General features: G+C 64.3%; 14 protein-coding genes. 11 read left to right on the top strand and 3 right to left on the bottom strand.

The annotated features are described in order from the left end of the window. The first annotated feature begins 555 nt into the window (after positions 1-555). The 4 genes from xseA (at position 556) to RN01_RS08905 (ending at position 5,059) form a co-directional block, all read left to right on the top strand. Positions 556-1,941 (top strand): exodeoxyribonuclease VII large subunit, encoded by a 1,386-nt coding sequence (gene xseA, locus RN01_RS08920; protein WP_017512868.1) that lies wholly within the window; start codon positions 556-558, stop codon positions 1,939-1,941. A gap of 129 nt (positions 1,942-2,070) precedes the next feature. Next, positions 2,071-2,649 carry a superoxide dismutase [Fe] gene (sodB, locus tag RN01_RS08915; RefSeq protein ID WP_008640957.1) on the top strand — a complete coding sequence of 193 codons (579 nt, stop codon included), beginning with the start codon at positions 2,071-2,073 and terminating at the stop codon, positions 2,647-2,649. A 159-nt stretch (positions 2,650-2,808) separates the two neighbouring features. Next, positions 2,809-3,552, top strand: coding sequence for a TetR/AcrR family transcriptional regulator (locus RN01_RS08910; RefSeq protein WP_029699532.1), 744 nt, complete (start codon positions 2,809-2,811; stop codon positions 3,550-3,552). A gap of 172 nt (positions 3,553-3,724) precedes the next feature. Continuing rightward, positions 3,725-5,059 carry an MFS transporter gene (locus tag RN01_RS08905; RefSeq protein WP_024569034.1) on the top strand — a complete coding sequence of 445 codons (1,335 nt, stop codon included), beginning with the start codon at positions 3,725-3,727 and terminating at the stop codon, positions 5,057-5,059. A gap of 84 nt (positions 5,060-5,143) precedes the next feature. Here RN01_RS08905 and RN01_RS08900 read toward each other — a convergent pair whose 3' ends face one another. Further along, a complete protein-coding gene (locus RN01_RS08900) occupies positions 5,144-6,226 on the bottom strand; it encodes a ferritin-like domain-containing protein (RefSeq protein ID WP_024569033.1) in 1,083 nt (360 codons plus the stop codon). A 172-nt stretch (positions 6,227-6,398) separates the two neighbouring features. Between RN01_RS08900 and RN01_RS08895 the strand changes: the two genes are divergently transcribed. Genes RN01_RS08895 through RN01_RS08885 form a run of 3 tightly spaced genes read left to right on the top strand, consistent with a single transcriptional unit; the run spans position 6,399 to position 9,213 of the window. Continuing rightward, the gene (locus tag RN01_RS08895; protein ID WP_017515068.1) at positions 6,399-7,418 is read left to right on the top strand and encodes a ferredoxin--NADP reductase; all 1,020 of its coding nucleotides are present in this window, start codon (positions 6,399-6,401) and stop codon (positions 7,416-7,418) included. After that, positions 7,415-8,083 (top strand): TetR/AcrR family transcriptional regulator, encoded by a 669-nt coding sequence (locus RN01_RS08890; RefSeq protein ID WP_024569032.1) that lies wholly within the window; start codon positions 7,415-7,417, stop codon positions 8,081-8,083. The genes RN01_RS08895 and RN01_RS08890 overlap by 4 nt, the downstream gene beginning before the upstream one ends. 32 nt (positions 8,084-8,115) lie before the next feature. Further along, a complete protein-coding gene (locus RN01_RS08885) occupies positions 8,116-9,213 on the top strand; it encodes a Zn-dependent alcohol dehydrogenase (protein ID WP_024569031.1) in 1,098 nt (365 codons plus the stop codon). A gap of 66 nt (positions 9,214-9,279) precedes the next feature. Here RN01_RS08885 and RN01_RS08880 read toward each other — a convergent pair whose 3' ends face one another. Both RN01_RS08880 and RN01_RS08875 read right to left on the bottom strand, forming a co-directional pair. Continuing rightward, a complete protein-coding gene (locus tag RN01_RS08880) occupies positions 9,280-10,056 on the bottom strand; it encodes a 3-hydroxybutyrate dehydrogenase (RefSeq protein ID WP_017511631.1) in 777 nt (258 codons plus the stop codon). Between the two features lie 9 nt (positions 10,057-10,065). Then, on the bottom strand, positions 10,066-11,457 hold the full coding sequence (locus RN01_RS08875; RefSeq protein WP_017511630.1) for a GntP family permease: 1,392 nt from the start codon (positions 11,455-11,457) through the stop codon (positions 10,066-10,068). A gap of 235 nt (positions 11,458-11,692) precedes the next feature. On the opposite strand from RN01_RS08875, the gene RN01_RS08870 reads away from it, so the two are divergent. The 4 genes from RN01_RS08870 (at position 11,693) to RN01_RS08855 (ending at position 17,324) form a co-directional block, all read left to right on the top strand. After that, positions 11,693-13,237, top strand: a complete 1,545-nt coding sequence (locus RN01_RS08870; protein ID WP_017511629.1) for a sigma-54-dependent Fis family transcriptional regulator — start codon at positions 11,693-11,695, stop codon at positions 13,235-13,237. Positions 13,238-13,305: 68 nt separating this feature from the next. Then, positions 13,306-14,346, top strand: a complete 1,041-nt coding sequence (locus tag RN01_RS08865; protein WP_017511628.1) for a transporter — start codon at positions 13,306-13,308, stop codon at positions 14,344-14,346. Positions 14,347-14,440: 94 nt separating this feature from the next. Beyond that, positions 14,441-15,391: a polyphosphate kinase 2 gene (ppk2, locus tag RN01_RS08860; protein WP_008640944.1), complete on the top strand. Its 951-nt coding sequence runs from the start codon at positions 14,441-14,443 to the stop codon at positions 15,389-15,391. 286 nt (positions 15,392-15,677) lie between these two features. Then, positions 15,678-17,324, top strand: a complete 1,647-nt coding sequence (locus RN01_RS08855; protein WP_017511627.1) for a hemagglutinin — start codon at positions 15,678-15,680, stop codon at positions 17,322-17,324. Positions 17,325-17,369: the final 45 nt, after the last annotated feature.

Genomic DNA, 17,369 nt, shown 5'->3' with positions numbered 1-17,369 from the left:
AGGGGGAAGCGAGGTCTGCCTAAAAATTGTGCAGTTCGGGGGTGGCTCCGGTCCGGCAGTCAATCCGGTAACCCCGTCACTTTCCACATCTGTTCAGGACAGTACTGTGGACGCATTGTGGATAAGCACGGGAGAAGCAACGTAAACCGTTGATTCGATTGGTCCTGCTACTGACTGCCTAAAAAATGAGCATTTGCGGTGCCACGGCCCCTCGTGACGTGGTGAGGACATTTCGCGGGGCCGACATTGCTGCAGCTTGAGTCGTGACGCTATCGCCGCGATTATCCACAGGATTGACGCTTGACAAATCATTTATCCAAAGCTTCTGTGGATAACTTTGTGAACAAGCCAAGGGGCCTTTCGGTAAGTCGTTGACGCGTAAGGTTTTCTCTTACATTGCCTGTTTTTTGCGCCGTCCAAAAAATCATAAGAATCAAAGGCTTGCACCAGAACATGCGGATTGCGGCCAGGCGCGCGTGAAGAGGGAGGTGCCCCTTGACATTGCCGGTATGCTGTGGACATGTCCATTCCAGGCCGCGTGCGCGGTTGCGAACCATGCCAGACAACGAGAACTTTCCGCGCGCGATGCCGTCTCAGCCGCCCACGCGCACCCGTGATGTGATCCAGGTCAGTGAACTGAATCACGCCATCGCCGGAGTGCTCGAACGCAGCTTTCCACTCGCCTGGGTCCGGGGAGAGATCTCAAATTTCACGCGGGCGGCCAGTGGGCATTGGTATTTCTCGCTCAAGGACGCACGCGCGCAGATTCGTTGCGTGATGTTTCGCGGGCGCAATCAGCATGTCGACTTCTCGCCACGCGAAGGGGAGGCTGTCGAGGTGCGCGCGCTGGTGTCGATGTACGAGGCGCGTGGCGAGCTGCAGCTCGGCGTCGAAGCCATGCGTCGTGCCGGGCTCGGGAATCTCTACGAGGCGTTCCTGCGCCTCAAGGAAAAGCTGGCGCAGGCAGGTCTGTTCGACACTGAGCGGAAACGCCCCATTCCGGATCATCCGCGTGTGATCGGCGTGGTGACCTCGCTGCAGGCCGCCGCGATGCGCGACGTGTTGACCACGTTGCAACGCCGGGCTCCGCATGTGTCGGTGATCGTCTATCCGGTGCCAGTCCAGGGGGCAGGCGCCGCGGAAAAAATCGCCGCGATGCTCGACGCGGCCAGCGCCAGGCGCGAGTGCGACGTGCTGATCCTCTGCCGGGGCGGCGGCAGCATCGAAGACCTCTGGTCGTTCAATGAGGAAGTGGTGGCGCATGCCATCGCGCGGTGTGCCGTACCCGTAGTCTCCGGTGTCGGTCACGAAACCGATTTCACGATCGCCGATTTCGTGGCCGACGTGCGCGCGCCGACGCCAACCGGCGCGGCGGAACTGGTGAGCCCCGACCGCGCGCATCTGCTCCAGGCCACGCGCCGCGCACGCGATGCGCTTGCGCAGGCAATGGACCGGCAACTCGAGCGTCGCGCGCAGCATCTGGAATGGCTCGGACGCAGGTTGCGCAGCCCGCAGGCGCAGTTGCAGGAGCGTCGCGCCCAAGTCGACAATCTGGCCCGGCATATGCGCTCGGCACTGCGCGATACGGTGGCCGTACAGCGCCACCGCGTGGACGTGCTGGCGATGCGCTGGCGTGCCTGCAAGCCCGACATTGGTGCGGCGCAGGCGGAGCTGGGCCGCCTGGCGGCACGTATGGAGGCTGCGGCCGCACGGCGGCATGAGCGCGAGACGGCACGCCTGGCGCGCGCGTCGGGCGCGCTGGAACTGCTGGCGCCCCAACGAACGCTTGAGCGTGGCTATGCGGTGTTGCTTGACAATCGTGGCCGCGCCCTGCGGTCGCCGGTCGAGTTGCGTGCGGGCAGCATTGTCGAAGCCCATCTGGCGGACGGGGTTGCCGACATCGAAATCGCCGGTGTGCAGGCCAAGCTGGCGAGCTTCTGACAACCTCCCCCGGCCCTGTGCCGGGGAAACTAACATGAGGGCAGGGGGCTTTCCGACGTCGTTTGCGCGGGTCTGGCAAGTCACCTACAATCGGCAGTTCTCCCCACCACAAACCGCAGAGACAGAACAATGGAACACAAGCTCCCTTCTCTCCCGTACGCGCATGATGCCCTCGCTCCGCATATCTCCAAGGAGACCCTGGAGTTCCATCATGACAAGCATCACCAGACCTACGTCACGAACCTGAACAACCTGATCAAGGGCACCGAGTTCGAGAGCGCATCGCTGGAAGAGATCGTCAAGAAGTCGTCCGGCGGCATCTTCAACAACGCCGCCCAAGTGTGGAACCACACGTTCTACTGGGAATCGATGAAGCCGAACGGCGGTGGCCAGCCGACCGGCGCCCTGGCTGACGCGATCAACGCCAAGTGGGGTTCGTTCGACAAGTTCAAGGAAGAATTCACGAAGGTGGCAGTGGGCACGTTCGGTTCGGGCTGGGCCTGGCTGGTCAAGAAGGCCGACGGCTCGCTGGACCTGGTGTCGACCTCCAACGCCGCCACCCCGCTGACCACCGACGCCAAGCCGCTGCTGACCTGCGACGTGTGGGAACACGCCTACTACATCGACTACCGCAATGCCCGTCCGAAGTACGTCGAGGCATTCTGGAACGTCGTGAGCTGGGACTTCGCGTCGAAGAACTTCGCCTGAGCGAATTCGGCAAGTCGAAGCTGAGTAACAAGGCCCTCCTTAGCGAGGGCCTTGTTTTTTTGGGGCGAGGGTGATGAACGGCGGCCAGTTCGTCGTGTTTGGTACAGGGTGAATTGCCGCATAATCCACTCTGTTCCCGAACGGTCTTCACCCACTGCCATGCCCACGCCTACCAAGCCCACGACCCGGTCCGCTACCGCATCCCGCGCCAGGTCGGCCAAGCGAGGCGCCGACGAGGTGGTACGTCCTCCGTTGCAGTCGCGTAGCGAAAAGAGCCTGGAGAAGATGGTGGCGGCCTGCCGCGCGCTGGCCGAGGAGCGCGGCAATCTCGACGACATTTCGCTGAACGAGACCGTTGCCAGGGCGGGCACGTCAATTGGCGCGTTCTATGGGCGTTTCAAGGACAAGGAGGCCTTTCTCGGCTATGTGCTCGAAGTGGCGTTGCGCGAGGCGGAGGACGTCATGCAACGCTCAATCGACGAGCAGCCTGTCTGGCAGACGGGCCCCGCGCAGGCAATCGTCGAGCGCATCATCGGCAGCTACGTCAGCCAGTTTCGGCTGAATCGCGGTTTGTTCAGGGGATTCCTGCGGCACTACTCGGCGCGTGACGCGCGCGACAACCCGATGCGCGATGCCAACCGGCGGATCTACGGGCTGGTCGTGCCGTCGCTCGCGGCGCAGCTGGGCGATCGGCCCAAGGACACAGCGGAGTTCGAAGTCCGCGCCGCGCTGCAGTTCATGGTGGGCACGCTCGCCAACATCCTGCTCAACGATCCGGGGCCGCTGCATCTCGATGACGATGCTCTGGCGCTCCACCTGGATCGCATGATGGTCCGCTATCTCGGATTGCCTGAGGCAGTCGCGCCTGTCGCCTCCGCGACGCCTCGCCGCAGCAAGCGCTAGCCTCCGGCCATCGCGCGTCTCGCGTTAGGCGTTTCTCGAGCGAAACCCTATCAGTATTTGCCCTCTGCTGTCTGAACCGAAAAATAGCACTACCGTTCGGAATCCGGTCGGATGGCACATGCCTTCCGGCGCGCCCCCGGTGCGCGCGCGAGCACGCAAGGAGACCACGAATATGGCAGAAGCGTTGACATCGTCACGAGGCAATGTGTTGCCGCAAGAGGCTGAGGAAAGCGGCCCGTCCAATGTCTACCAGCCACGCAAGGCATGGACCATCGCCATCTGGCTGACTGCCTTCTCCGCCATCAACTTCCTCGACAAGGTCGTGCTGGGCATGCTGGCCGTGCCGATCATGGAAGATTTTCATCTGACGCCCACGAGCTTCGGCGTGATCGCCGGCAGCTTCTTCTGGCTGTTCTCGCTGTCAGCGGTCGTGGTCGGCTTCATCGGCAACCGGGTGGCTTCGCGATGGATCCTGCTGTGCATGGCGTTCGTCTGGTCGGTGGTCCAGCTTCCGGTCGCCTTCGCATCGAAGTCATGGGTGCTGCTGGCCTCGCGGGTGGCGCTGGGTGCTGGCGAGGGACCGAGCTTTCCGGTTTCGGCACATGCGCTGTTCAAGTGGTTCCCGCATGACAAGCGCAATCTGCCGGTGACGCTGATCAACCAGGGCGCGGTCATTGGGCTGCTGCTGGCGGGCCTGCTCGTGCCCTATGTTTCGCACAACTGGGGATGGCGCACCAACTTCATCATGCTGGCGATTGCGTCGGCGGTGTGGGGGCTGGGCTGGCTTTGTTTCGGCCGCGAGGGCACGCTGAGCTCGGCTGCCGTCGATGACGGGGCCCCGCGCGCCGCTGCCTTGCCGCGACGTGTGCCTTACCGCAAGCTGCTGACCGACCCCACGATCCTGTCGGCCTGTTTCGTCGGCTTCACAGCGTACTGGAGCCTTGCGCTGGTGCTGACCTGGATTCCTTCATATCTGGAGCAGGCGCTCGGCTTCGATCGCATCAGCGCGGGCAAGGTGTTCGCCCTGCAGGTTGCCGCGGGCATCCCCATCAGCATGACGCTGAGCTGGCTCTCGCAGCGCATGTTGCAGCGTGGCGCATCCACGCGCGTGGCCCGCGTGCTGTTCGGCGCCGTTTGCGTCGGCGTGGGCGGGCTGGGCCTGCTGGTGCCTGCATTCGTGCCGATGCCGACGCCTTATCGGCTGGTATTGCTCACCGCTGCCGCCACGCTGCCGAACATGGTGTTCTCGTTCGGCCCGGCGATCCTGGCCGAAATCACGCCCGACGCGCAGCGCAGCGCCATCGTCGCGCTCAATGTCGCGGTTTCCACCTGCGCGGGCGCCATCGCGCCGATCACGATGGGATGGTTCGTGCAGGCGCATCCGGGCGACCTTGCCCATGGATACGAACTTGGCTTTGCACTGGGCGGCGCCGTGATGCTGACAGGATTCGTGATGAGCTGGCTGGGTCAGCATCCCGAGCGCTCGCTGCGACGGTTGCAAGGCTAACGAGCAGAGGCCGGCTTGCCGGCGAATCTCTGGCACGAAAAAAAACCCGGCAAATACTTGCCGGGTTTTTTCACTTGCACGGACTCAGTGCGCGCTGTCGCTGGCCTGCTTGATGGTGTCCATCACATGGCGGCGCGCGTCGAATTCCTCGGCCACCTTGTGATCGTTGGCGAACTGGGCCTCGACGTCGACGTTGGCGAACTCGATCGCGCCCATGGCCGCAAACGCGTCCTGCACGCGCTGGCTCCACAGGCCGATGTCCTTGACCGTCGGCACGATCCGGCTGAACAGGCGCTGGCGGAACAGCCGCATGGTTTCCGAATCGCGTACCGCCTGCGCGCATTCGTCCTCGGGCAGGCCCAGCCGGCCCCAGACTTCCTTCTGGTCGAAGCGCTCGCGCATCAAATGGCAGGCTTCGATCACGAAGTCCTCGCGTTCGCGTTGTTCGGCCTCCGTCAGTTGCGGATAGAAGCCGCGCAGCGCGGTGCGGCCGAAGGCGACATGTCGCGACTCGTCCTGCATCACATAGGCATTGATCGAAGCGGCCAGCGGGTTCTTCGCGAAGTCGCGAATGCGCTGGAAGGCGGCGAGCGCCAGCCCTTCCACCAGCACCTGCATCCCGAGGTAGCAGAAGTCCCAGCGCGAATCGGTCAGCGTGGTTTCCAGCAGCGACTTCAGGCCGGGCGTGATGGGGTAGAGCAGGCCGACCTTCTCGTGCAGCAGACGCGAATATGCCTCGACGTGGCGGGCCTCGTCCATCGTCTGCGTGGCTGCGTAGAACTTGGCATCCATGCCAGGCACCATCTGCACGATGCGCGCGGAGACCATCAATGCGCCCTGTTCACCATGCAGGAACTGCGACAGCGAATGCGCCTGCTGGTGGCGGCGTACCTCGATGCGGTCGTTGTGGCCCAGCTTGTCCCACAGCTTGGTGCCGTAGATCGGGATCATGCGGTCATCGAGTTCCTGCGGGTTCTCCGGGTCCAGTTCCTGGGACCAGTCGATCCGGTCGCTCGCGTTCCACTGCTGTTTCTTGCTCGTCTCGTAGAGCTGCAGCAGCTTGGACGACCCATTGTCGTATTCCCAGTTGAACTCTGTCGCTACCTGGCTGCCGACGGACCAGCCGGTCTGGTCCACAGGCAGGGTGTAACGGTGCATCGATGTCATGACGTCTCCTTTGGCTTGCCTTGGGGTTTGGCCGATCATCGTGACCTGCTGCGCCGGAGCCGGGAAGATCGGCCTTGTTCTTGCGGGGGCTTCCGACTATAAACAGAAGAATAATTCTGTTTCTGATTAATGCAAGGAGCCGATACAGGTTCCGCAGAACGAGGAGACGCGGATGCAGTTCCATCGCCTGACCGTTGCCGATGTGGTTGCGGAGACCGAAGATGCACGTTCGTTCGCGCTTGCGATACCCGAGCCGCTGCGCGGCGCGTTTCGATATCGTGCGGGGCAGCATTTGACCTTCCGGGTGGACGTCGGCGGGGAAACCCTGATGCGCAGCTACTCGCTGTCCAGTGCGCCGGAGTCCCTTGGGCTACCGGTGGTGACGGTAAAGCGGGTCGCGCGAGGCAGGGTGTCGAACTGGTTCCACGCGAACGTGGGCCCCGGCAGCGTGCTGGAAGTGAGCGAGCCCACCGGGCGCTTCGTGTGTGACGATGGTGCGGCGCCGCTGGTGTTCTGCGCGGCGGGTAGTGGCATCACGCCAGTCCTGTCGATGATTCGCTCCGCACTAGCCACCACCACGCGCCACATCACGCTCTTCTATGCGAATCGTGATGCCACGAGCGTCATCTTTGGGCAGGCCATCGCCAGGCTGGTGGCGGATCATCCGGAACGGCTCGCGGTCCGGTGGCACTACGATGACGAACACGGCACCCCCGACGCGCAGACCCTCGGGCAAATGCTGCGGCGCAATGCGGACTTCCACCTTTATCTTTGCGGTCCCGCGCCGTTCATGGCCATGATTCAGCAGGCCGCGGGCGAAGCCGGCGTGGCGGGTGGGCGTGTGCACCTGGAGCGTTTCGACGCTGCGCCCGTGGTCGCCAGCGCCGCGGTTACCGCCACGGCAGCGATGACCTCATGCGATGCGCGCGTGACGATGAAGGGCGAACAGCATGCGGTGCGGGTGGAGGGCGGCCAGTCGCTCCTGCAGGCCATGCTGGAGGCCGGGCTCGATGTGCCATACGCGTGCGAGGAAGGCTACTGCGGATCGTGCGCGGCAAAATGCCTCGATGGCGAAGTCGCCCACGCGCACAACGACGTGTTCAGCCCTGACGAACTCGCCGCTGGTTGGATACTGGCGTGCCAGGCTCGTCCGCGTCATGATCGTCCATTGATCATCACCTACGACGTATGAATCCGACCATTCCGATGCAGACCGTGGAAGGTTTGCGCGCGCCGCGCCAGGAGCGCAGCGAGGCCTCCCTGCGAGCCATGCTTACGGCGGGGCGAGGGTTGATCAACGCATCCGGCAGCCTGACCGGTTTTTCGCTGGCCGAGCTGACCCAGGCGGCCTCCACGTCGGTGGGCGCGTTCTACACACGCTTTCGCGACAAGGAGACCTTTTGCGCGCTGGTGCTCGAGGATATGCTGACCGAACTCCGGGCCGGGCTCGATGTGCAAATGGCGCAAGATCCGGTCTGGCATGACGGACCGGCTGACGCCATCTGCGCACGCATCATCGCGTTCTACGTTGCCACCTTCCGCTCATATGCCGGTGTGTTCGCGGCCTACCTGCGACATGCCGCCAGCGGTGGACCGTTATGGGGGCCTATTCGCGATGCCAACCAGCGCATTCTCGATGTCATGGTGCCCTGCCTGTCCGGCCATCTGCGCGCGGAAGGGCGCGATTGGGCCGAGGATGAGATCCGGATGGCGATCCGGTTGGTGGTCAGTACCCTTACGAGCATCGCGCTGGAAGTGCCGCATGGCATCGGCATGGAGGACGCGGCGCTCGAGCCTCGCCTTGCCGCGATGCTGCAACGCTATCTGGCCGGGCCGCCGCACGTCCCGGCTCCGTGAAGCAAGTTGATTCAACCAAGGAGACACAGAAGATGAAAGCCGCAGTGATGGAAAAAGCAGGCGCGCCGCTCGTGATCCATGACGTTGCCATTGCCGAACCGGGTCCGCGCGAGGTGCGGGTGCGAACGGCGGCCGTGGGGTTGTGCCATAGCGATCTTCACATGATGCAGGGCACCTATCCGCTACCGCTGCCCGCCGTGCTTGGGCACGAGGTGTCGGGCGTGGTGGAGGCCGTTGGCTCGCAGGTATCCGGACTGAAGGCGGGCGATCATGTGGTGGGCTGCCTGTCGGTCTATTGCGGCCACTGCTCGGTATGCGCGTCGGGCCATCAGGTGCTGTGCCAGAACCCGGAGGTGAAGCTTCCGCCCGGCAAGGCCAACCGTCTGCGCCTGGCGGGGAATCCGCTCAGCCAGGTGTTCAATCTCTCCGGTTTCGCCGAAGAGATCCTCGTGCACGAGAACGCGCTGGTGAAGATTCGCGACGATATGCCGCTCGATCGCGCGGCGCTGCTCGGCTGCGCGGTCATCACCGGCACTGGCGCGGTCTTCCATAGCGCGAAGGTGCCGCCGGGCAGCACCGTGGTGGTGGTCGGCTGCGGCGGTGTCGGGCTGTCCGTGATCAACGGCGCGGTGATTGCCGGCGCGTCGCGTGTGATCGCCGTGGACATGCTGCCTGCCAAGCTCGAACTGGCTCGCAAGTTCGGGGCGACCGACGTTGTCAATGCGGGCGATGGGGATCCGGTCGCGCAGGTGATGCAACTGACCGGCGGCGGTGCCGAATTCGCTTTCGAATGCATCGGCCTGAAGCAGACCGCCGAGCAGTGCTATGCGATGCTGGCCCCCGGTGGCACTGCGACGGTGATCGGCCTGTTCCGTCCGGATGCGAGGATCGAACTGCCCGCACTCGACTTCCTGAAAGAGAAGCGCATCCAGGGCTCGTTCATGGGTTCGAACCGCCTGAGTCTGGATATCCCTCGATTGGTCGAGTTGTACATGCAGGGCAAGCTGCTGCTCGACGATCTGATTTCGCAGCGGATCTCGCTGGAGGATATCAATGAGGGGTTCATCGCCATGCAGTCGGGAAGCGTGGCGCGAAGCGTGATCACATTCCCTGGGGTAGGCGGGCTGTAAGGCGCCGCCAATCTGCCGCGCGCCATGCCGGATGCGGCGTGGCGCGCGGTGTCGTGACTGCTACAGCTATTGCGCGGTCCAGCCGCCGTCCATGGCCCAGGCCGCGCCGCGCACCTGATCGCCGAACGGCGAACAGAGCATCAGCACCAGATTGCCCAACTGCTCCGGCGTGACGAACTGCCCGGAGGGCTGCTTGTCCGACAGCAGCCGTGCCTGGGCCGCTTCCATCGAAATACCGTCTCGCTTCGCGATCGCATCGATTTGCGCCGCTACCAGCGGCGTCAGCACGAAGCCGGGACAGATCGCGTTGCAGGTGATGCCGGTACCGGCCGTTTCCAGCGCGGTGACCTTGGTCAGCCCGACGAGACCATGCTTGGCCGCCACGTAGGCGGACTTGCCGGCCGAGCCGACAAGCCCGTGCACCGACGCGATATTGACGATACGACCCCAGTTACGGGCCCGCATCGCGGGGATCACGTGCCGCGTCGTGTGGAAGCTCGACGTCAGGTTGATGGCCAGGATGTCGTCCCACTTCTGCGCGGGAAAGTCCTCCACCTGCGCCACATGCTGGATACCTGCGTTGTTGACCAGCACGTCCACGGTGCCAAAGCGTTCCCGTGCCATGGCGATCATCGCTTCGATCTCATCAGGCTTGCGCATGTCCGCCGGATGATGGGCCGATTGCGCGCCAGTCGCCGCGATTGTGGCGAGCGCCGCGTCGACATCGCCGAAGCCGTTCAGCACGATGTTCGCGCCAGCGCGGCCCAACGCTTCGGCGATACCCAGTCCGATGCCGCTGGTGGAGCCGGTGACCAGCGCGGTCTTGCCTTGTAGATTGACCATTGCCGCTCCTTAGACCAGACCGGTGGCGTAGAACACGAAGATGACGAAGAACACCGCCATCGTCTTGATCATCGTGATCGCGAAGATGTCGCGATACGACTGGCGATGCGTCAGGCCGGTGACCGCCAGCAGCGTGATCACCGCGCCGTTATGCGGCAGCGTGTCCATGCCGCCGCTGGCCATCGACACCACGCGGTGCAGGACTTCCAGCGGAATCTGGGCGGCGTGCGCGCCCTGGATGAAGACGTCCGACATGGCGGCCAGCGCGATGCTCATGCCGCCCGACGCCGACCCCGTGATACCCGCCAGCGTGCTGACCGACACCGCCGCATTGACCAGCGGATTGGGAATGCTGCGCAGCGCATCGCTCACCACCAGGAAGCCAGGCAGCGCGGCGATCACGCCGCCGAAGCCGTATTCCGATGCGGTGTTCATCGAGGCCAGCAGCGCGCCGGACACGGCGCTCTTGGTACCTTCGGCAAAGCGCGAACGCACCGCGCCGAATGCCGTCACGAGCACCACTACGATGCCGAGCAGCAGCGCGGCTTCCACGGCCCAGATTGCGGTCACGCTGGCGATCTTGGTTTCCACCGGCTTGGCCAGGCCGGGCAGCGACACGCTGTTGGCCTCGCCATACCAGAGCGGAATCATGCGCGTGAGCCAGAAGTTGGATACACCCACCACGATCAGCGGCAGGATGGCCAGCAGCGGCGGCGGCAGCTTGCCGCCTTCTACACGTTGCGGTTCGTTCAGCAGGTTGGTGCCGTAGCCCTCGCCATTGGCGGCGGCCACGCGACGGCGCCACTCCAGGTACGACAGGCCAACGACGATGATGAACAGCGAGCCCGCCACGCCCAGCACGGGTGCGGCCCACGACGTGGTCTTGAAGAACGTGGTCGGGATGATGTTCTGGATCTGCGGCGTGCCCGGCAGCGAATCCATCGTGAACGAGAACGCGCCCAGTGCGATGGCGCCCGGCATCAGGCGCTTCGGGATATTGCTCTGGCGATAGAGTTCGGCGGCGAACGGGTAGACCGCGAACACCACCACGAACAGCGACACGCCACCGTAGGTCAGCAGCGCGCAGACCGCCACGATCACGGCATTGGCGCGCGAGCGGCCGATATAGCGGATCGCCGCGGCGACGATCGACTCGGAGAAGCCCGAAAGCTCGATGACCTTGCCGAACACGGCGCCCAGCATGAACACCGGGAAGTAGAGCTTCACGAAGCCGACCATCTTCTCCATGAAGATGCCGGTAAATACGGGAGCGACGGCTGACGGGTCGGTCAGCAGCACTGCGCCTAGCGCGGCGATCGGTGCGAACAGGATGACGCTGTAGCCGCGATAGGCGGCGAACATCAGGAACGCCAGGGCGGCGAGCACGATGACGAAAGACATGAGGTCTCCGAAGACTTGTTATTGGATACCCCCTGGATGTGGCGCAAGGGGCAACTTTTGGGGGCCGCTTGTTCAGCACGTTCCATGCCCAGTAGATAAGTTATCTATACGTCATATATATGACGGTTTGATGGAGAATGTCTCCCGATGGAGATGTCGGGTTCTCCCGGGAGACCTTTGAGTCTCCGATATGAGACACTGCGCGTCTCCAAATCGAGAATCGAAAAACGAGAACATGCACAAGATCGCCGAACCGGGCGGCGCGCTGCTGCTCGACTACGACGATGTCGCACGGCGGGCCATGGAGTCGCTTTTCCGCACCTTCGAGAATTTTAGCGAGGGGACTTTCGTCGTGGACGACCAGGCGCGCGTGGTGTGGATCAACAAGCGCTACGCGGCGCGTTTTGGCTTCAGCAATCCGCAGGATGCGATCGGGCTCGATTGCGAGCAGGTGATTCCGCACAGCCTGATGCGCGAGGTCGTAACAACCGGCAAGCCGATCCTGTTGGACATCCTGGAGACAGGGCGCGAGCCGATGATCGTCACGCGCCTGCCGATCAAGGACGACGAGGGTCGGACCATCGGCGGTGTGGGCTTCGCATTGTTCGACGAGCTCAAGGCCCTCACGCCGATCTATGCCCACTACGCGCGGGTGCAGGCCGAGCTGGCTGCCGCGCGGCGATCGCTGGATCAGGCGCGCCGCGCCAAGTACACCTTCGCGAGCTTCGTCGGCACCAGCCGGGCGGCGCAGGAGGTCAAGCGTCAGGCGCGCCGGGCGGCCCAGGTGGAATCGCCGGTGCTGCTGCTCGGCGAGACCGGCACCGGTAAGGAGTTGCTGGCGCACGGCATTCACGCGGGTTCGGCGCGTGCCGAAAAGCCGCTCGTGACCGTCAATGTCTCGGCGATTCCCGACACGTTGCTCGAAGTGGAGTTCTTTGGCGCCGCGCCGGGCGCCTATACCGGTGTCGACCGCAAGGGCCGCGTTGGCAAGTTCGAGCTGGCCGATGGCGGCACGCTGTTTCTCGATGAAATCGGCGACATGCCGCTCGCGCTGCAGAGCAAGTTGCTGCGCGCGCTCCAGGATCGCGAATTCGAGCCGCTTGGCTCCAACCGGATCGTGCGATCCGACGTGCGCATCATTGCTGCCACGTCCGCCGACCTGCCGGGGCTGGTGGCGGCAGGCAGGTTCCGCCCGGACCTCTATTACCGGCTCAACGTGCTGACCATCGAACTGCCGCCGCTGCGGGAGCGACTGGGCGATCTGGTGCCGATGGCCTACGCAATGATCGAGGAACTCTGCATCAAGGCTGCCCGGCAGCCGATGGGGCTGGGCGCGGACGCATTGAAGCTGCTCGGCGAGTACGGCTGGCCGGGCAACGTGCGCGAACTGCGCAATGTGCTGGAGCGTGTGGTGATGCTGTGCGACGAGGATGCGATCGACGCCGCGACACTGGCGCCACTGCTTGGGCTGGGGCGCGTGCCGTCCGCCGTCCATGCGGGCCCTCAATCGGCACCAGAATCCGCACCCCATCCGACGACAGTGATTCCGGAGACACCCGTGCCGCCGGAGGTGGCAGCAGACGTGGCCATCGCCCACGTCCCCGGCGTTCAGACCACGGTGCCCGCGCAATCCTATGCCGACGCGATGGCGCAGTTCGAAGCGGCCTTCCTGCATCAGGCGCTGGACGCCTGCGGAGGCCGCGTAGCCGAGGCCGCCGCCCGCATCGGGCTCAGCCGCGCGGCGTTCTACAAGAAGCTGGCGGCCGGAAAGGCCAGGTAGTTCCGGGGCGTCACGGCGCCATGCTAACGTCGCGCGTCACACAGTTATTTCGATCCACGGGAGTCTTCATGCAATCGGGCATTGTCGAGTCGGGCTACGGGTCAGATCCGGTCGGTCTGGTCAGCGGTTTCTTGTTCGAACCGGGGCAGCCCTTGCGGGAGATCGACTCGACAGGCGCGGCGGCCTGGCTGCGTCAGAACGGCAATGCCGCGCCGACCACGGCACGCCACGACCAGCCGTTTCTCTGGCTTCACTTCAACCTGTCCCACAGCGCCTGCGAGCGCTGGATGAAAGGCCAGCTCGGCCTGCCAGAAGACTTCTTCGAAGCGCTGCGGCAGGGCTCGCATTCGACACGTATCGAGCGCCAGGACGATGCGCTGCTGGCCGTGGTCAACGATGTGATCTACAACTTCGGCGTGGTCTCCACTGACATTTCCACGCTGTGGGCCCATGCCGATCACCGGCTGCTGGTGACCGCCCGCGCACGGCCACTGCGCTCGGTGGACCGCCTGCGCGCCGCGGTGCGCGGGGGCGAGCCATTTCGCTCGCCGCTGGATCTGGTGGTGCACTTGCTGCGCGATCAGGCCGACGTGCTCGTGCAGATCGTGCGCGAGACCGGTATCAATGTCGACCAGATCGAGGACCAGTTGCTGTCCCAGCGGCTGCACTCGAACCGCGCTGACCTGGGCGCGATGCGTCGTGGCCTGGTGCGACTGCAGCGCCTGCTGGCGCCGGAGCCCGGCGCGCTGTTCCGTCTGCTGAACCGTCCGCCGGCGTGGCTGCTCGAAGGCGATTTGCGCGAGCTGCGCGAGTCGACCGAAGAGTTCTCGCTGGTGCTGAACGACCTTGCCGCGCTGGTGGAGCGGATCAAGCTGCTGCAGGAAGAGATCGCCGCCAAGCTCAACGAACAGACCAACCGCACGCTGTTCACGCTGACGCTGGTTACCGTGCTGGCGCTGCCGATCAACATCGTGGCCGGCTTCTTCGGCATGAACGTGGGCGGGATTCCTCTGGCGGATCATCCGCACGGCTTCTGGGTGCTTGTGGTGCTGGTGGCCAGCTTCACGGTGCTGGCCGGGCGCTGGGCATTCCGCAAGCAGGCCGAGTAGGCTGGCAGTCGATTCATGCAAGTGCCACACTGAAAGCGTACGATTTCCGGCGCACAGCCGTACGTCAGTCCGGCGTACGTGATGGAGGAAAGCCATGGATTACAACGACGAGGCGCTGATCCGCCGCATCCACCAGGAAGTGGCGGATTACTATGACGAAGAGCTCGAACTCGAGCTCGAAGATCGTGACCCGGGACTGGTCCAGCGTGTGCTGGATGGCGATATTGGTGGCCCGGGGGACAACAGCAACCTCAACGGCGACGATATCGAGCGCGCCGAACGCCATCGCTATTTCCGCGAACTGTTCCGCCTGCAGGGCGAACTGGTCAAGCTGCAGAGCTGGGTGGTGGAAACCGGCCACAAGGTCGTCATCCTTTTCGAAGGGCGCGATGCGGCGGGCAAGGGTGGTGTGATCAAGCGGATCACGCAACGCCTCAATCCGCGTGTCTGCCGCGTGGCCGCGCTGCCGGCGCCGAACGATCGCGAGCGCACGCAGTGGTATTTCCAGCGTTACGTGTCGCATCTGCCGGCTGCCGGCGAAATGGTGCTGTTCGACCGTAGCTGGTACAACCGCGCGGGCGTCGAGCGCGTGATGGGTTTCTGCACCGACGAGCAGTATGAGGAGTTCTTCCGCTCGGTGCCTGAGTTCGAGCGCATGCTCGTGCGCTCTGGTATCCAGGTCATCAAGTACTGGTTCTCGATCACGGACGACGAGCAGCATCTGCGCTTCCTGAGCCGGATCCACGATCCGCTCAAGCAGTGGAAGCTGAGCCCGATGGATCTGGAGTCACGCCGTCGCTGGGAAGAGTACACGCGCGCCAAGGAAGTGATGCTCGAGCGCACGCACATCGACGAGGCGCCGTGGTGGGTGGTGCAGGCGGTCGACAAGAAGCGCGCGCGCCTGAACTGTATCCATCACTTGTTGCAGCAGATGCCGTACGTGGAGCCGCAACAGCAGAGCGTCCTCCTGCCCGAGCGGGAGCGTCATGCCGATTACGTGCGGCATCCCGTGCCGGGCAACATGATCGTGCCGGAAATCTACTAACACCGGACGCCGCGCCCGGACTCCCGGCCGCGGCGCTCCCGAGATGACCGATACCCTGCGTTATCGCAAATCTTGCGCTGCACCGGGGTGATTCGGGTCTCAAGCGCAGCCATGGGCGCGTCGATATCCAAGGGTGACCCCGGGGACGACGCGCAAGGGCGCGTCGGCATCACTGGGGACCGTCTACTTTTCCTCGGGAGTCCCCTTGATGCGTCAAAACCTGGCTCGCGCGTCCGCGTGCGTACGACCCTTTCCGCGAGTTTCTGGCTGGGCTGGGTTGGCAGCGATGAGTGTGCTGGCGCTGGCAGCCTGTGGCGGCGGTGGCGATGGTGGGTCTGGCCCCACCGCCACGCCCTCTACCGCCACCACTACCACCACCACGACACCCCCCGCTGCGCCTGCGCCGTTGCTGGTCACCGGCCTTGACCAGTCGTGCAGCGGCTGCGGCGCAGCCTCCGCCAGCAGCTATGCGGGCATCGGCACCGGAATCTGGGGTCGCGCTCCGGGTAGCAGTGACATGGACGTCCAGTACGCCATCTCCGGCGTGGCCGGACGGTCGATCTCGCTGATGCTGACCAACCTGTCGAACACGCTGGTCGCCATGCCGGCCTCGGTCTCGTCGAGTGTGGCGGCGGACATGCTATCGCCCCAGGCATTGAGCGTGGTCTCGGACGCCGAAGCCACACAGCGCGCCATCGGCGAGTACAACCGCGCGGGCTGGGTGGACACCCTGCAGAACGGGCCGGCGCCACGGCTGAGCACGATGGGAGTGTCCGCGCCGCTGTCCGCGACGGTCGGTCTGGCAGTGGGGGCGCAGAAGAGCTGGTATCACACCGACAAGACCACGCGTCCGGCCACGTTGCGCACGCAGGTGACGGCCCCGGGCAATGTGCGAGTCAACTTCTGGGTCGAGGACGCCGAGTTCACCGCCGGAAACATCACGCAGGCGATGGTCGACGGTCTGGCCGCCGCGTTCGCGAACAGCGGTGGCATCTACGACAAGCTCGTCAATATCGGCGGCCCGGTCTGGGGACCAAACAGCTACGGCGGCACCATGTTGCCCGACGGTCAGCCGCTGGACATCGTCATTCTCAATTTCAATCGCGACGGCCAGCCGTTCGGTACGGTCGGCTACTTCTGGAGCATGCACAACTTCCTGAAGAGCAGCGCACAGAACAGCAACGAGGCGATCTCGCTCTACCTGGACAGCGAGACCCTGTCTCTCGGCGGCGTGTCGGGTCTGCAATCGGTCAAGACGGTCATGGCGCACGAAGGCACGCACATGCAGAACTTCTATCGTCGCCAGGTCAGCATGGGAGCTGCATATGCCTACGACACCTGGCTCGAGGAAATGACGGCGATGCAGATGGAGGACTTCCAGAGTCACGATATCGACCCGACGTACAACCCCATCCGCGATCTGCGCCTGCCGGACTTCTATCGCTATGGCGCCTATAACTGCAACGTGCTGCAGTTCACGGGATTTGGCGCGTCGTGCGAAAGCTATTCGGTGTCCGGCAGCCTCGGCGGCTTCCTCAATCGCCAGCTTGGCCTGGCGTTCTACAAGGATCTGCTGACGCGCGCCACGACGGGTTCGAAGACCGTGCTCGATCAGGCGATTCGCGCGGCACAACCGGGCTGGACGTTTGAACAGGCCCTGCTGAACTGGAAGGTGACCACGACCGCCGCGCTGCCGGCTGCGTCGGCGCCCGCCGGCTTTGGCTACCCGGGCCGGACGGACGGCGTGTATGTGCTGCCACAGATCGATCCGTCGCTGCCGGCGTATGCGGCGCTGCGCAAACTGCCGGCCATCGCCCCGATCTTCCTGCAGGGCTATGGCACTTACGCGGCTGCGCGTAGCGACAGCAACGGCGTGTACAGCGACAAGGTGCGCGTGCCGGCGGGTGCGGCGCTGTCGGTCGTGGTGTATTGATTCGGGCGTCAGGCGCGTCAGGCGCGTGGATGGGGCTTCCCCGCC

Source organism: Cupriavidus sp. SHE (assembly GCF_000812445.1).
Taxonomy (GTDB): domain Bacteria; phylum Pseudomonadota; class Gammaproteobacteria; order Burkholderiales; family Burkholderiaceae; genus Cupriavidus; species Cupriavidus metallidurans.
Note: the sequence above shows the minus strand (reverse complement) of the source record. Positions and strands in the feature narration are given on the sequence as shown.

Excerpts from the sequence above, each read along its gene's own strand:
- xseA (WP_017512868.1), top strand. The coding sequence starts at position 556 with ATGCCAGACAACGAGAACTTTCCGCGCGCGATGCCGTCTCAGCCGCCC.
- ppk2 (WP_008640944.1), top strand. The coding sequence starts at position 14,441 with ATGGATTACAACGACGAGGCGCTGATCCGCCGCATCCACCAGGAAGTG.
- RN01_RS08895 (WP_017515068.1), top strand. The coding sequence starts at position 6,399 with ATGCAGTTCCATCGCCTGACCGTTGCCGATGTGGTTGCGGAGACCGAA.
- RN01_RS08905 (WP_024569034.1), top strand. The coding sequence starts at position 3,725 with ATGGCAGAAGCGTTGACATCGTCACGAGGCAATGTGTTGCCGCAAGAG.
- RN01_RS08885 (WP_024569031.1), top strand. The coding sequence starts at position 8,116 with ATGAAAGCCGCAGTGATGGAAAAAGCAGGCGCGCCGCTCGTGATCCAT.
- RN01_RS08875 (WP_017511630.1), bottom strand. The coding sequence starts at position 11,457 with ATGTCTTTCGTCATCGTGCTCGCCGCCCTGGCGTTCCTGATGTTCGCC.
- RN01_RS08890 (WP_024569032.1), top strand. The coding sequence starts at position 7,415 with ATGAATCCGACCATTCCGATGCAGACCGTGGAAGGTTTGCGCGCGCCG.
- RN01_RS08910 (WP_029699532.1), top strand. The coding sequence starts at position 2,809 with ATGCCCACGCCTACCAAGCCCACGACCCGGTCCGCTACCGCATCCCGC.
- RN01_RS08900 (WP_024569033.1), bottom strand. The coding sequence starts at position 6,226 with ATGACATCGATGCACCGTTACACCCTGCCTGTGGACCAGACCGGCTGG.
- sodB (WP_008640957.1), top strand. The coding sequence starts at position 2,071 with ATGGAACACAAGCTCCCTTCTCTCCCGTACGCGCATGATGCCCTCGCT.
- RN01_RS08880 (WP_017511631.1), bottom strand. The coding sequence starts at position 10,056 with ATGGTCAATCTACAAGGCAAGACCGCGCTGGTCACCGGCTCCACCAGC.
- RN01_RS08855 (WP_017511627.1), top strand. The coding sequence starts at position 15,678 with ATGAGTGTGCTGGCGCTGGCAGCCTGTGGCGGCGGTGGCGATGGTGGG.
- RN01_RS08865 (WP_017511628.1), top strand. The coding sequence starts at position 13,306 with ATGCAATCGGGCATTGTCGAGTCGGGCTACGGGTCAGATCCGGTCGGT.
- RN01_RS08870 (WP_017511629.1), top strand. The coding sequence starts at position 11,693 with ATGCACAAGATCGCCGAACCGGGCGGCGCGCTGCTGCTCGACTACGAC.